At 37.8% G+C, this 14,033-nt stretch carries 14 protein-coding genes; 6 read left to right on the top strand and 8 right to left on the bottom strand.

The features are described from left to right. Positions 1-53 precede the first annotated feature (53 nt). Together rsmB and trkA are read left to right on the top strand one after the other, a co-directional pair. On the top strand, positions 54-1,364 hold the full coding sequence (gene rsmB, locus A6B43_RS03295; RefSeq protein WP_124211569.1) for a 16S rRNA (cytosine(967)-C(5))-methyltransferase RsmB: 1,311 nt from the start codon (positions 54-56) through the stop codon (positions 1,362-1,364). A gap of 5 nt (positions 1,365-1,369) precedes the next feature. After that, positions 1,370-2,746 carry a Trk system potassium transporter TrkA gene (gene trkA, locus A6B43_RS03290; protein WP_124211568.1) on the top strand — a complete coding sequence of 459 codons (1,377 nt, stop codon included), beginning with the start codon at positions 1,370-1,372 and terminating at the stop codon, positions 2,744-2,746. A gap of 156 nt (positions 2,747-2,902) precedes the next feature. Here the strand turns inward: trkA and rpsT are convergent, their stop codons facing one another. Next, on the bottom strand, positions 2,903-3,166 hold the full coding sequence (gene rpsT, locus A6B43_RS03285) for a 30S ribosomal protein S20 (RefSeq protein WP_124211567.1): 264 nt from the start codon (positions 3,164-3,166) through the stop codon (positions 2,903-2,905). A gap of 235 nt (positions 3,167-3,401) precedes the next feature. On the opposite strand from rpsT, the gene murJ reads away from it, so the two are divergent. The 4 genes from murJ (at position 3,402) to A6B43_RS03265 (ending at position 7,893) form a co-directional block, all read left to right on the top strand. Next, positions 3,402-4,970 (top strand): murein biosynthesis integral membrane protein MurJ, encoded by a 1,569-nt coding sequence (gene murJ, locus A6B43_RS03280; RefSeq protein ID WP_124211566.1) that lies wholly within the window; start codon positions 3,402-3,404, stop codon positions 4,968-4,970. Positions 4,971-5,177: 207 nt separating this feature from the next. After that, positions 5,178-6,242 (top strand): MFS transporter, encoded by a 1,065-nt coding sequence (locus tag A6B43_RS03275; protein WP_124211565.1) that lies wholly within the window; start codon positions 5,178-5,180, stop codon positions 6,240-6,242. 13 nt (positions 6,243-6,255) lie between these two features. After that, positions 6,256-6,627 (top strand): CrcB family protein, encoded by a 372-nt coding sequence (locus A6B43_RS03270; RefSeq protein ID WP_124211564.1) that lies wholly within the window; start codon positions 6,256-6,258, stop codon positions 6,625-6,627. 42 nt (positions 6,628-6,669) lie between these two features. Next, on the top strand, positions 6,670-7,893 hold the full coding sequence (locus A6B43_RS03265; protein ID WP_124211563.1) for a GDYXXLXY domain-containing protein: 1,224 nt from the start codon (positions 6,670-6,672) through the stop codon (positions 7,891-7,893). Positions 7,894-7,943: 50 nt separating this feature from the next. Here A6B43_RS03265 and A6B43_RS03260 read toward each other — a convergent pair whose 3' ends face one another. The 7 genes from A6B43_RS03260 to nagB all read right to left on the bottom strand — a co-directional run bounded on the left by A6B43_RS03260 (position 7,944) and on the right by nagB (position 13,928). Beyond that, positions 7,944-8,723 carry a sulfite exporter TauE/SafE family protein gene (locus A6B43_RS03260; protein WP_124211562.1) on the bottom strand — a complete coding sequence of 260 codons (780 nt, stop codon included), beginning with the start codon at positions 8,721-8,723 and terminating at the stop codon, positions 7,944-7,946. 136 nt (positions 8,724-8,859) lie between these two features. Continuing rightward, positions 8,860-10,035, bottom strand: a complete 1,176-nt coding sequence (gene cgtA, locus A6B43_RS03255) for an Obg family GTPase CgtA (RefSeq protein WP_124211561.1) — start codon at positions 10,033-10,035, stop codon at positions 8,860-8,862. Between the two features lie 126 nt (positions 10,036-10,161). Next, positions 10,162-11,106, bottom strand: a complete 945-nt coding sequence (locus tag A6B43_RS03250; protein ID WP_257792858.1) for a DMT family transporter — start codon at positions 11,104-11,106, stop codon at positions 10,162-10,164. Positions 11,107-11,185: 79 nt separating this feature from the next. Then, positions 11,186-11,443 carry a 50S ribosomal protein L27 gene (rpmA, locus tag A6B43_RS03245; RefSeq protein WP_124211560.1) on the bottom strand — a complete coding sequence of 86 codons (258 nt, stop codon included), beginning with the start codon at positions 11,441-11,443 and terminating at the stop codon, positions 11,186-11,188. Between the two features lie 20 nt (positions 11,444-11,463). Next, positions 11,464-11,775: a 50S ribosomal protein L21 gene (gene rplU / locus A6B43_RS03240; RefSeq protein ID WP_124211559.1), complete on the bottom strand. Its 312-nt coding sequence runs from the start codon at positions 11,773-11,775 to the stop codon at positions 11,464-11,466. 194 nt (positions 11,776-11,969) lie between these two features. Further along, on the bottom strand, positions 11,970-13,112 hold the full coding sequence (gene nagA / locus A6B43_RS03235) for an N-acetylglucosamine-6-phosphate deacetylase (RefSeq protein ID WP_124211558.1): 1,143 nt from the start codon (positions 13,110-13,112) through the stop codon (positions 11,970-11,972). Positions 13,113-13,133: 21 nt separating this feature from the next. Next, complete coding sequence (gene nagB / locus A6B43_RS03230; protein ID WP_124211557.1) at positions 13,134-13,928, bottom strand: glucosamine-6-phosphate deaminase; 795 nt, start codon at positions 13,926-13,928, stop codon at positions 13,134-13,136. Positions 13,929-14,033 lie beyond the last annotated feature (105 nt).

Below are 14,033 nucleotides of genomic sequence, written 5' to 3'. Positions count from 1 at the left end.
TGCCTGAGAAATATGGTAAACTGAATAAAATTTATTATGCTTAATTTGATTAAATGAAAAAACAATCCCCTCGTGCAGTATCGGCACAAATCCTTTTGCAAGTGTTAGATAAGGGTAAATCTCTCTCTAGTTTATTGCCTGAAGCCCAAGCAAAATTAGAAAGTAAAGACCTTCCTTTAGTACAAGAAATAACTTTTGGCGTATGCCGAGTATTACCACGTTTAGAAATGATAATTCAACAGATGGTTGAAAAGCCGTTAAAGGGAAAAACTCGGTTAGTGCATTGCTTATTATTAGTGGGGTTATATCAGCTACTTTATATGCGAGTGCCTGAATTTGCGGCAGTAGATGAAGTTGTCAATGCAACTAAAACGTTGAAATTGAATAATTTTAGAGCGTTGGTAAATGGTGTACTTCGCCGTTTTATACGGGAGAAAGAGACGGTTTTAGCTAAGGTTGATCAGCATTGGCAAACGTTACATTCAGAGTGGCTTGTTAATCGCTTGAAAAAAGCCTATCCAATGACAGGTTCACCAAATTGGCGAGATATTGTTGAGGCGAATAATCAGCGTCCACCAATGTGGATTCGAATTAATCAGCAATATTCCCAACGGGATAATTACGCTCAGTTACTAGCGAGTAATGTAGAAGTTGAAAATCAAACCTCTGTTCCACCTTGTGCATTGCAATTAACTGCACCACAAGCGGTGAGTTCTCTTCCAAATTTTGCGGACGGTTGGGCAACTGTGCAAGATGTACACGCTCAATGGGCTGCCTTGTTACTTGAGCCTAAAGATGATGAGTTGATTTTAGATGCCTGTGCTGCTCCTGGGGGAAAAACGACTCATATTTTAGAGTTAGCCCCTAATGCCAAAGTCATTGCATTAGATATTGAACAAAATCGGTTAAGTCGAGTAAAAGAGAATTTACAGCGTTTAGGGCAAACTGCAGAGGTAATATGTGGTGATGCAAGTCAGCCTGATGGATGGATTGATGAAAATCAGTTCTTTGATCGTATTTTACTTGATGCTCCTTGTTCTGCGACAGGGGTTATCCGCCGACACCCAGATATTAAATGGCTACGCAAGGAAAGCGATATTGCGGAATTAGTTGCCTTACAAGCAAAAATTTTGACAGCGCTATGGAAAAAGTTAAAACCGAATGGGGTGCTTCTTTATGCAACCTGTTCAATTTTACCTGAAGAAAACAGCGAGCAAATTAAACGGTTTGTAAACAATACTCCTGATGCCGAACTGGTTGAAATGGATTTTAATGGCGAAAAAGTAATAGAAAAACAGTTTGTACCAGCGGAAAAAGGTGGCGATGGTTTCTTCTATGCGAAATTGGTTAAACGAGTGAGCTAAATTCAATGAAAATAATCATTTTAGGGGCGGGGCAAGTTGGTGCAACGTTAGCAGAAAATTTAGCAAATGATGATAATGATATTACGATCATTGATGATGATCAGGATCGTTTAACAAAATTGCAAGACAAGCACGATCTACGGGTATTAAAAGGGAATGCCGCTTCACCAAGAACATTGCGTGAAGCAGGGGCAAGTGATGCCGATTTGCTCGTCGCTGTTACCAATAGTGATGAGAGCAATATGATTGCTTGTCAGATTGCTTATACCCTTTTCAATGTGCCAACAAAAATTGCACGAATTCGTAACCCTGATTATGTGCGAGAGCGTGATGCGTTGTTTAACAATAAAGTATTGCCGATTGATCATATTATTGCACCAGAGTTGCTGGTTACTCGGGAAATTTTACGCCTGATTGATTACCCTGGGGCATTACAAATTGCCCATTTTGCCGATGATTTAGTGAGCCTAGTAAGCGTTAAAGCCTATTATGGTGGACCATTAGTTGGTTACCCAATCTCTGCTTTGAGCGATCATTTACCCTATATTGAAACCCGAATTGTCTCGATTTTCCGTCAAGATAAACCTTTTGTTCCACAGGGTTCGACCATTATTGAAGCAGGCGATGAAGTTTTTTTCATTTGTGCAACCCAGCATATTAAAGCTGTAATGGCAGAGCTACAACGACTTGAACGTTCTCATAAACGAGTAATGATTGTTGGTGGAGGGAGTATTAGCACTGCTCTTGCAAAATCGTTGGAAGAAAAATGTTATGTCAAGCTGATTGAGCGAGATCCTGAGAAAGCGGTTAAATTAGCTGAAAAATTGTCAAAAACCTTAGTGCTATGTGGCGATCCTTCCGATCAAGAACTCTTTTTTGAAGAGCATATCGAAAATGTGGATCTGTTTTTAGCCCTCACAGGTGATGATGAAGCAAATATAATGTCATCTTTGCTAGCGAAAAGGCTTGGAGCAAAAAAAGCGATTGTATTGGTGCAAAAAATGGCGTATTTGCATTTAATTCAAGGGGGAACGATTGATATTGTCCTTTCTCCGCAACAAGCAACGATTTCAGCGTTATCAAGCTATGTACGTAAAAGTGATATTGTCAAAGTAGCCTCATTTAAGCAAGGGCTTGTTGAGGGCATTGAAGTGATTGCTCACGGCGATAATCAGTCTTCTAAAGTAGTAGGACGTAAAATTAAAGAATTAAAATTACCGCAAGGCGCAATTATCGGGGCGATTGTGCGTAATGGGGAAGTATTTATCGCCCATAAATCCACAGAAATTATGGAAAATGATCGAGTGATTTTACTTGTGAATGATAAGAAGCAGATTACTGAAATTGAAAAATTATTCCAAATTTCAACCTTCTTTATTTAGGGATCGAATTACTTTAATTATTAAAAAGAGAGGGTATAAGCGGTAAGATTTAGACTATTTTTTGCAATGGCTATTTTAATTAGTGCATATAAAAAGAACTGACCACATAGCGGTCAGTTCCTTCTTAAAATTTGCAAATTTTTAAAAAATTATCAATTAAGCTAATTTTTTGATTCGAGCTGCTAATTTAGATTTGTGGTTAGCGGCTTTGTTCGCATGAATTAAGCCTTTAGACGCCATACGGTCTACCACTTTTTGCATTTCAACGAAAGCAACTTCAGAAGCTGCTTTATCACCAGTTGCTACAGCTGCATAAGCTTTTTTGATAAAAGTACGCATCATTGAGCGTTGGCTTGCGTTGTGTTGGCGACGTTTTTCAGATTGAATCGCGCGTTTTTTTGCTGACTTGATATTAGCCAAGGTCAAACTCCTAAAAATATCTGTGTAAAAATAAAAAACATAAAAGGATATCTTTTATGTCCTATCGATAGTTTAAATATTCATTTTCAACGAGACACGGGCTTGAAAATAACATCATTTCACGCAAGAACGGTTCTTGTGGAAAAGATAGGGGCGAATTTTATCAGTTTTTTTCTAATTTTCCTATAAAAACTGTTAAAATTCCGAGTAATTTTTATCGATAAGAGAGATTTCTGTGAGTAAAAAATTATTAAAATCAGGAATGATTGTAAGCGGAATGACGCTTATCTCACGAGTGCTAGGGTTAGTGCGTGATATTGTAGTGGCAAATTTATTAGGGTCTGGTTTGGCGGCAGATGTTTTTTTATTTGCTAATAGAATTCCTAATTTTCTTCGCCGTTTGTTTGCTGAAGGGGCATTTTCGAAGGCTTTTGTGCCTGTATTAGCAGAATATAATGCCGATAATGATCTGAGTAAAACTCGTGAATTTGTCGCAAAAGTATCGGGAACCTTAGGTGGATTGGTATCGATTGTTACCCTTGTCGCAATGATTGCCTCCCCAGTCATTGCGGCATTATTTGGTACAGGCTGGTTTATTGATTGGCTACAAGATGGCCCGAATGCAGATAAATTTACTCAAGCCTCTTTCTTACTCAAAATTACGTTCCCTTATCTTTGGTTTATTACCTTTGTAGCATTGTCTGGTGCAGTACTAAATACCTTAGGCAAATTTGGCGTAATGGCATTTTCTCCTGTGCTACTTAACGTTGCTATTATTAGTGTAGCTATTTTAGGAGCACCTTATTTTGAGTCGCCAAATACAGCGTTAGCTTGGGGGGTATTTCTAGGGGGATTGCTACAATTTCTGTTCCAACTTCCGTTTATGAAAAGGGAAGGACTGTTGGTTAAACCAAAATGGGCTTGGAATGATGAAGGGGTAAAAAAAGTTCGCAATTTGATGATCCCCGCTTTATTTGGTGTATCCGTTACTCAGCTCAATTTATTATTTAACCAGGTAATTGCGAGTTTTTTGGTAACGGGTTCGATCAGTTGGCTCTATTATGCAGATCGTTTGATTGAGTTCCCCCTTGGGTTGTTTGGTATCGCCATTTCAACAGTGGTGTTGCCGAGCTTATCTCGTATTGCTAAACAAAAAGAGATCACTGAAGAAAAACGTCATTTAGATTTCCGTCAAACAATGGATTGGGGCGTAAGAATGGTGCTGTTGCTTGGTGTTCCTGCGATGATTGGTATTGCAATTTTAGCTGAGCCGTTAATTATGACGATGTTTATGCACGGTAAATTCCAATTATCTGATGTGGTTGCTTCAGGCAATGCGTTGTTTGTAATGTGTTTTGGATTGATTAGTTATATGCTGATCAATGTTTTGGCCAATGGTTTCTATGCTCATCAAAATACCAAAACGCCAGTAAAAATTGGCATTATTGCAACGGTGAGTAATCTATGTTTCGGCGTTTTAACTATCCCATTTGGTTATTTGGGATTAGCGATGGCATCGGCCTTATCTGCGTTGGTAAATGCTAGTTTGCTTTATCGAGGGTTAGCTCGTAATCAAGTATATAGCTTTAGCTTAAAAACAGGCTTATTTGCGTTAAAATTATTGGTAGCAGGCTGTGTAATGGGAGCATTGGTGTCCTATTTTTCTCCAACTCTGATAGGGTGGGCAGGGCTATCGTTGTGGGCGAAAATCCATTGGCTAATTTGGCTAATTGCCATTGCGGCAATCAGCTATTTTGGGGTTTTAGCCTTACTTGGTGTGCGTAAACGGGATTTTAGAGCCTAGTTTCATTTTATAATTATTGTAGCATATCGCTTAAAGCGGTTTGATTTTCCAATTTTTTGCTTAATTGATTTTCTGATTATTCTTAGAGAAAGAGCTTGAGCATAAATTTGTTTATACAAGTAAATACTGAGTATTAGCTTTTCTATTTCGCGGTGAGCCAAAAATTAGCAAATTTTAGCCGGAACTTACCGCTTTCTTGAGAGAATTATGTCATTACAAACTCTTCTATTATGGCGTCGATTTATTTCGACCTTGGCGTTTTTTGCAATGCAGAGCGTCTTTTTTATCTTTTTACAGCAAAAAGGGCTGTCTAATGAACAGATTGCGTTTTCGCTGTCGTTGCTATTTTTTTGTAGCCAAGCCTTAGCGATTTTTGCAGGTGTATTGGGCGACCGTTTTGGGCTAGCTAAAATAATGTTGCTTGGCTGTTTGTTTGATGTGATTGCCTATATCTTTTTTCTATCGGCAGAACATTATGCTGTTTTATTACTGGCAACAATGTGTTTTGGTTTAGGGAGCTGTCTATTTTCGACCAATGCAAGGGCATGTTTGCTTGCGTTAGCCGATGAGAGCTATGAATCGAAAACCCGCTTACAAGGAAAATTTCTTAAAGTAACCAGTTTATCGTCAATGGCTGCCCCATTACTAGCGATCCCTTTTATTAAATTTGAGGAAATTAAGTGGCTGATTTGGCTCTGCTTTGGGCTAGAAAGCATACTATTTTTAGCGATGGCGAAACCATTTTTCCAAATGGAAAATGTAAATAATTTAGTCAAATTTCGCTGGTCGCAGATCCGAGAAATTATCACGAAAGAGTTCATTTTTGTACATTTAATGCTGTTTATCCCATTGAGTGTTGCCTTATCATTTTTTGTGATTTTTCCTTATTTGTTTGACAATAAATTAAATGCCCCAGAACAAGTACCTGTGGCGTTATTTATCAATGGGTTAATGACCGTATTGTTACAATCACCATTTTCGAAAAAAATAAATTTAACTCGAACTCAGCTTATTTGGGTTAGCCCATTGTTGGCGGTAGGCATTATTGTGCCGTGGTTCATTACCTTAGCTTATGCTTCGCTATGGTCTGCTTACCTTTATTTGGTAATTTTCACTTTGGTTGAAGTTTATGCGATAACTGCAATGGCCAATTTGCTGGTGAAATTTGATAATGGCAAAAATCGGGGCTTTATTTTTGGTTCATCACGACTTCTACAAGCAATTTTAACGATGATTGTGATGAATTTAATTCCGCATTTATTTTTGATTTAATTTGGGGCTTAAAATGAATATTTTGTTAGTGTCTATTGGGGCTATATTCGGAGCAGTTTTCCGTTGGCAGCTAGGGGTATGGTTGAATAGTACTTTTCAAGCGGTGGCATTAGGCACATTATTTGCTAATGTTGCAGGCTGTTTTTTGATTGGTATAGCATTGGGGCTAAGTTTGCAAGATAGCCAAAAACTACTGTTTGTAACGGGATTTTTAGGTAGCTTTACCACATTTTCTTCATTATGGGCAGAAATTGCAGAAAAATTATTACAGGAAAAGTGGTGGAGTGTTCTCACTATTTTTAGTTTACATACCTTAGGTGGACTATGTGCTACATTATTAGGTATTTTCCTTGTTCGAGCGATGGCAAGCGGTCGTTTTTACTAAAATTTTGTAATTCAGGGGCGATTTATCTGTAAAGGGGAAGCAATGAAAAATTTAGCAGATATCACTTGGAATCAGTTCTTAATTCGATTATTCACATTATTGGGGGGTGGATTACTTTCAAGTGGAATAATAATAGGAATTGCATCAAATTGGCTATATCTCACTAAATTTGAAAAATTGTATGCAATGCAAATTCTTCTAGTTGCTGTTATTGGGCTAACGATATGGCTTTATCGGCGTGAGATTACCGAGCGATTATCACTAAAAACAGTAATTGCTGAGTTTTTAGTGGCAGTGATTATTGGTGGTTTGTTTATTTTACTTGAGCAAGTTTATCAAACAGGGGCTGATATTTGGCAGCTCTTTGCACTTTGGGCAATATTACAACTTCCGTTGCTAATTGTATTGCCAAATGTAGTAAATATATTGTTATGGCTTGTTACGTTTAATTTAGCACTGATTTATAGCTTGCCAGATACAAAGTTGGTTAATTACTTATTTCAGCTATTTGCAGCAAATTTTATCTTATTGCTGATGGTGGAATTCCTTTTATTACGGAGAATAGATCCTTACCGAGTAATTCCTCGTTTGCTTTTATTATGGCTTGCTGTCCTTGCTGTATTTGCACTTTTTCTTGGCGATTTGAATAGCAGAATAATAACGCTGTTATTGATAGGGATGGTATTACTTGTCTTAGCATTTTGGCTTTATAAACGGGAAAAGCAGATAGAACAAGCGGTAAGATTAGCTCCTAAACTTGCAAAAAAACGTGTGCCGATCACGCTAGTTACAATGTTATTTTGCACTTTAGGTATTGCTAATTTTATGATTATTCAAAATGAAGATATTCTTGAGAATGGCACATCAATTATCTTAAAACTTGAGTCAAAAGATCCTAACTCAGGTGCAATGCAAAGGAATTATTTGGATTTAAACTATGTGTTGTTAGATCAGGTAAATGAGCAGTTACCAAATTCTGGTCTAGCTAAAAGCCGAGTTTATATTTTATTAAAAGAAGACAATGGCATAATGAATTTATGCCGTATTGAAAAACAACCACCCACAGATTTTTCTGGCTGTGCAGAGAATATTTATTTGCCCATTTATATTGATGAGTATTGGAAACTCTCACTTCCAAGCCAGCAATATTTCTTTCCAGAAGAAAAAGCGCAATATTATCGACAAGCAAAATATGCTGAGTATCGGTTTAAAAAGGGTAAAGTTTTATTAGCACGCTTATTAGATGAACATTTAATGCCATTATAAAGCGTAAAAATAGGGCGTAATTCTGAATGATTACTCCCTATTTTTTTAGGTTATTTTATAGCTTGGAATAATAGGGTGATCATCATCAACATCACCGTAATGATAAGTACTTTGCGGACAATTTCACCATTGGTTTTAATGGCGTGAAGACTGCCGATATGGTTTCCCAATAAACTAGCAATAATCATTGGAATGCCAATCAAAAATGCCATTTGCCCTGCGATCAGGAAAGCAACAAATGCACCAATATTCGATGAGAAATTAAAAATTTTTGAAGTGGCAGAAGCCTGTAATATGCTCAAGCCATTAAAGAGTGAGAGTGCAATGATGAATAGACTGCCAGTTCCTGGTCCAAAGAAGCCATCATAAAATCCAACAATAAAACAAGTGAGAAAGGTCGTAATGATAGATGATTTGATCTCATTATTTTGTTTGTCTATCTTCCCTTTGAAAAAAGCAGCAAGTAGTCCTACGGGAAGTAAGAAAACAATAATGTAGGCGATAGTTTCTGTCGGTAAGATCAGAATCGTTTTTGCCCCAATATAAGCACCAATTAGCCCTGAGATAATACCTGACGGCACAATTTTCCAGATAATAGATTTATTGTTAAGAAAATTTTTGATAGCGGCAATAGTGCCAATGGTACTGACTAATTTTTCTTGACCTAAGGCTAATTGTGGGGGAAGCCCCGTTAGAATAAAAGCGGGAATTAAAATTAGCCCAGCACCGCCAGAAATAGAGTCAATATAGCCAGCAATAAAAGAGGCTAGAACAAGAACAGTGATACCTATAACGAGGTAATTTTGAATTAAACTATTTTCAATAAACATTTTTCACTCCTATTTGTTATTATTCTGTTAAGAGTTTAACAGGTTTATTGATAATGTCGTAGATATTTGAAAGGAATAATATAAGCGGTTCGGTTTGCAAAAATTTTGTAGTAATGAACCGCTTGTTAAAGAGAAATTAAGGTTTGTAGATAACTTCTACACCTTCATCATCTTCTTCTGTCCAGCCATCGTCATCTAGATCGTCCCAATCATCTTCGGTAATTGGGTTTTGCATTGCTTGTTGATGGTAGTCGTCCCACTTGAAAGCTATTTCTTCTACGGCTTTTTCTTCTTCCTCAACGATAGGGTTTTCTTCAATAAAGGTCATAATATCGTGAGTGAGGGCAGAAACGCCTTCGCCTGTGGCAGCAGAAATAAGGTAGTAGTCGCCTTCCCAGTTAATCTCTGCACAAATTTCATCAGCACGTTTACGGGCTTCTTCTTCACCCATCGTATCAATTTTATTAAATACTAACCATTGTGGTTTTTCTGCAAGTTTTTCGTTATATTGATATAATTCTGATTCAATAATAGCAATATTTTGTGCAGGGTTGCTGCCATCAATAGGCATAATATCTACAAGGTGAATGAGTACTCGGCAACGTTCTAAATGTTTTAAGAAACGAATACCTAGTCCTGCTCCTTCGGCAGCACCTTCAATTAGCCCGGGAATATCTGCAACCACAAAACTTTGGTGAGAGCCTACTCGCACAACGCCTAAACTAGGTACGAGAGTTGTAAATGGATAATCCGCAACTTTTGGTTTAGCGGCAGACACTGCACGAATGAAGGTAGATTTACCAGCGTTAGGTAAGCCTAACATTCCGACATCAGCTAATAGCATTAACTCTAATAACAGATCTCGCTTCTCTCCAGGCGTACCATTCGTTTTTTGACGAGGAGCTCGATTTACCGAAGATTTAAAACGAGTATTACCCAAACCGTGATAGCCCCCTTTTGCGACGAGCATTTTCATACCGTGTTTGGTTAAATCACCGATCACTTCTTGGGTGTCGTTATCAATGGCACGAGTTCCAACTGGGACTCGCAAAATAATATCTTTACCACGATGCCCTGTACAACCTGCACTGTGTCCATTTTCCCCACGTCCTGCAGCGAAACGTTTTTCAAAACGGTAATCAACTAAAGTGTTTAAATTTTCGTCAGCAATAAGATAAACATCACCGCCATCACCGCCATCACCGCCGTCTGGTCCACCTTTGGGGATAAATTTTTCACGGCGGAAGCTAACACAGCCATTTCCACCATCGCCTGCTTCAACACGAATAAGTGCTTCATCTATAAATTTCATTTTTTCTCCTAGCCTTCAAGGGGCAATATTTCATTAAATCTGACCGCTTGTAGGCTTTAAATTCAATTATTACGGGGTAATCCCAATGTCTGTGGATAGATACTTAAGAGTATCTGCCCAATTGTTCTATTTCTTTTTGTTATCATTACGGCTTTTTGCATAATGATATAAAATTTTGTGTCCTGCTGCTGCGGATAATGCACCAAGTACCACAGCGATTGCCCCAATATAACTTATGAAATTAGGATTTGATGCAGGAAAATGTTTAGGATCGAGCCAATGTGCAACCTGGCTAAAGAATAACGTTAAAATGGTAATCTGTGGCATTATCATACTTACTTTCGCTATTTCCCAGCGATTAAGTGCTTCTGCATAACAGCCGTAAGCAATAATGGTGTTTACACAGCAGAAAATCAAGCAAGCAAGGGTAAAATTTGAAAGATTATTTATTTGTGAGATATCAGCCATAGGCGTGAATACTAAAGCACTACCAAAATAGATAACCAATAGAATTTGCTGAGAGCTTAAGTGTTTAAGCAAAATTTTCTGTGCGATGCCATAACAAACCCAAATAAAACTAGCATTAACGCTGAGTAAAATACCAATAGAGTAGCTGTTCATTTGAGTAAAATCAGCAAAACGATCATTAAAAAATAGCGGTAAGCCAATAAGGAGCAGAGCTAACCCAATTTTCTGGTGTAGCCCAAAACGTTCTTTAAAAAGAAGAATACCACTAAATAACATTGCAAATGAAGTGAGAGGGCTTAATACTTGGGCTGCCGTGGGAGTAATATAGTTTAATGATAGGTTAAAAAGATAAAAATTTGCGCCCAGCCCAAGGATACCTAGTAACATAAATTTGTACTGTTGAACTGTGAGTGATTTAAATTTCGGTAATTTCCCTTGAAGTAATAGTAAGAAAAAAATACCTATTGTTGCGACTACAAAACGTAGCCAAACAATAGTCTGAGTATTCATTACTGTTAAAATGGGCTGAAGTGCAATAGGCAATAAGCTCCACATAATTGCTGCGGTGGAGGCGAGTAAAAAACCAATGAGGGGCTGTTGCACTTTATAACCTATATTTTATCTATGATTTCGGTATAAAAAACCCCGCTATAAGCGGGGCATTTAATTCTGAATTTGAAGATTATTCAGCAATAATGCTTACATATTTACGACTTTTATCGCCTTTAACTTCAAATTTTACTTTACCGTCAGCTGTTGCGAATAAAGTATGATCTTTACCCATACCAACATTGCTACCAGCGTGGAATTTAGTACCACGTTGACGAACGATAATGCTACCTGCTAAAACAGATTCGCCACCAAAACGTTTAACACCAAGGCGTTTAGCTTCAGAATCACGACCGTTACGAGTTGAACCACCAGCTTTTTTAGTTGCCATCTACTTGATCTCCTCTGAAATTATGCTTGAATCCCAGTGATTTTCACTTCTGTGAACCACTGACGATGACCTTGTTGTTTACGGCTGTGTTTACGACGACGGAATTTAACGATTCTAATTTTATCGCCACGACCGTGTGAAACTACTTCCGCTAATACTTTACCGCCAGCAACAACTGGGGCACCAATTTTTACATCTTCACCGTTAACGACCATTAACACTGAGTCAAACTCAACTTTTTCACCTGTCGCTACTTCAAGTTTTTCTAAACGAATTACTTGGCCTTCGCTTACTCGGTGTTGTTTGCCGCCACTTTGGAAAACTGCGTACATATTTACTCCGCTAAATCGTGCCTTTCGCTCTGCGTTGGCACTCTCAAATTCATATAAAATAGGTGAGTAATTTTACGGAAAAACTACTTTAAGAGCAAGCGAGATTTGCATAAATTTTATATTTTGCAAAAAATAGCGGAGAAATAGCCGCTTGTTATGTCTAATAAATCAGTTTTATTGGCTTATATGATAAGTTAATTTAATTGCCAGATACCGTTAACAGCAGTACCAATAACATTAAATTGCTGATCAAATACTGCAAGATTCGCAATTTTCCCAATTTCAATCGATCCGAGTTTATCATCAACAGAAATGGCTCGAGCAGGATAAAGTGTACACATTCTAATTGCTTCTTCGAGTGAAATTTGTGCAAATTGTACTACATTACGAATAGATTCAATCATTGTGATTGCGGCTCCGCCGAGATGTCCAAATTCATCAAGGCATTTTCCATCTTTGACATAGATTTTTTTACCGACAAACATAAAGTGATCAATATCTGCCCCTGCGGCAGCAACGGCATCGGTAACAATGATCAATTTATCGCCTTTGATTTTTTTAGCAAGGCGGACATTGCTCCAATCAACGTGTAATCCATCAACAATAATGCCCGTATAAATATTACTATCAAGCACAGCACCAACAACGCCACCTTCACGACCAGAGCTAATTGGCGACATTGCATTGTGTAGATGTGTGGCAAATTGAATACCTTGTTCAATCCGTTCTTTTGCTTGAGCGTAAGTCGCATTGGAATGGCCGATAGACACAAGAATACCAGCCTCTATAAACTTAGTGAGATAATCAGCCGTTGGATTTTCTGCAGCTAGCGTGAGCTTTGTGATTACCTCCCCGTTTTGGCAAAGAAAATCGATCATCTCACCGCTTGCAGAGCGAATGTATTCAGCTCTATGCACGCCTTTTTTCTCAACGCTGAGATAAGGCCCTTCAAGGTGCAAGCCAAGCGCTTGATTTTTATAGGTTTTAAGATAATCTCGCATTACTTGAACAGCTTTTTTCATTCCTTCATCTGAATCGGTGATAAAGGTTGGCAAGTAGCTAGTTGTGCCTGATTTCAAGTTAGTTGCTTGCATAATTTCTAAGGTTTTAACGCTGGTTTCCTCGTTAAACATTACACCGCCACAGCCATTTAGCTGTAAATCAATAAAACCTGCAGAAAGATTTGCTCCTTTTAAATCAATGTATTGCAAATTCATTGGCAGTTGTTCTTGTGGAATAATCGCATCAATTTTATCATTTTTAATGATGACAGCGTGTTGATATAGCACGGTCTTACCAGTGTAAACCACACCATTTGTCAAGGCATAATGGTTCATTTTTGTTCCTTTCATAAAAGATTAGGCAATAATATTTCGTTCTAATTGTTTGAAATATTTGACGGTTTTTACTTTTAATTCTTGAGTTGCTGGTTCATCACAAACGATAATCGCCCGTTGATGTAGTTGCATCGCACTGATTGTCCATAGATGATTGATTGGGTCTTCAACACAGGCTTGCAGAGCCAAGGCTTTATTATGCCCTGTAACTAAAATAAGCACTTCTTCCGCATCAAGTATTGTACCAACGCCGACAGTCAGTGCAGATTGAGGTACTTGATTGAGATCATTATTGAAAAAGCGTGAATTGGCAATGCGAGTATCTTCCGTTAATGTTTTTAGGCGAGTTCTTGAACTGAGCGATGAAGCGGGTTCATTGAAAGCAATATGCCCATCAACGCCAACGCCCCCCATAAATAGATGAATTTTGCCGTAAGATTTGATTTTAGCCTCATAACGTTCACATTCCATCGCAAGATCGTTTGCCATTCCGTTGAGTAAATGGATATTTTGCGGTTGGATATCAATATGGTTAAAAAAGTTTTCATACATAAAATGATGATAACTTTCAGGGTGGTGCGGTGGTAGCCCGACATATTCGTCCATATTAAATGTAACAACGTGTTTAAAGCTAATTTCCCCTGCTTGATAGTATTTAATTAAGGTTTTATAGGTTGATAAAGGTGTTCCACCTGTGGGTAATCCAAGCACAAATGGTTTTTCAGCGGTAGGTTTAAATTGATTGATTTTATTAACAATATAACGAGCTGACCATTGGCTGACTTGATCGGCATTGTCTAAAGGAACTAAACGCATTGGGAATCTCCTGAGGTCTATTTTGAAATAATACTTCGTTTTAGTGATTATATAAGGAAACTTACTTCAATTATTGAAAAATTTATGAGTAGGTTTAATCTGATG

The sequence above is a fragment of the Vespertiliibacter pulmonis genome (assembly GCF_013377275.1).
Classification (GTDB): domain Bacteria; phylum Pseudomonadota; class Gammaproteobacteria; order Enterobacterales; family Pasteurellaceae; genus Vespertiliibacter; species Vespertiliibacter pulmonis.
This window is presented reverse-complemented; position numbering and strand designations above follow the sequence as displayed.

Bases quoted from the DNA above. Each gene is read 5' to 3' on its own strand.
- rsmB (WP_124211569.1), top strand. From the start codon at position 54: ATGAAAAAACAATCCCCTCGTGCAGTATCGGCACAAATCCTTTTGCAA.
- trkA (WP_124211568.1), top strand. From the start codon at position 1,370: ATGAAAATAATCATTTTAGGGGCGGGGCAAGTTGGTGCAACGTTAGCA.
- A6B43_RS03275 (WP_124211565.1), top strand. From the start codon at position 5,178: ATGTCATTACAAACTCTTCTATTATGGCGTCGATTTATTTCGACCTTG.
- A6B43_RS03270 (WP_124211564.1), top strand. From the start codon at position 6,256: ATGAATATTTTGTTAGTGTCTATTGGGGCTATATTCGGAGCAGTTTTC.
- A6B43_RS03265 (WP_124211563.1), top strand. From the start codon at position 6,670: ATGAAAAATTTAGCAGATATCACTTGGAATCAGTTCTTAATTCGATTA.
- A6B43_RS03260 (WP_124211562.1), bottom strand. From the start codon at position 8,723: ATGTTTATTGAAAATAGTTTAATTCAAAATTACCTCGTTATAGGTATC.
- cgtA (WP_124211561.1), bottom strand. From the start codon at position 10,035: ATGAAATTTATAGATGAAGCACTTATTCGTGTTGAAGCAGGCGATGGT.
- rpmA (WP_124211560.1), bottom strand. From the start codon at position 11,443: ATGGCAACTAAAAAAGCTGGTGGTTCAACTCGTAACGGTCGTGATTCT.
- rplU (WP_124211559.1), bottom strand. From the start codon at position 11,775: ATGTACGCAGTTTTCCAAAGTGGCGGCAAACAACACCGAGTAAGCGAA.
- nagA (WP_124211558.1), bottom strand. From the start codon at position 13,112: ATGAACCATTATGCCTTGACAAATGGTGTGGTTTACACTGGTAAGACC.
- nagB (WP_124211557.1), bottom strand. From the start codon at position 13,928: ATGCGTTTAGTTCCTTTAGACAATGCCGATCAAGTCAGCCAATGGTCA.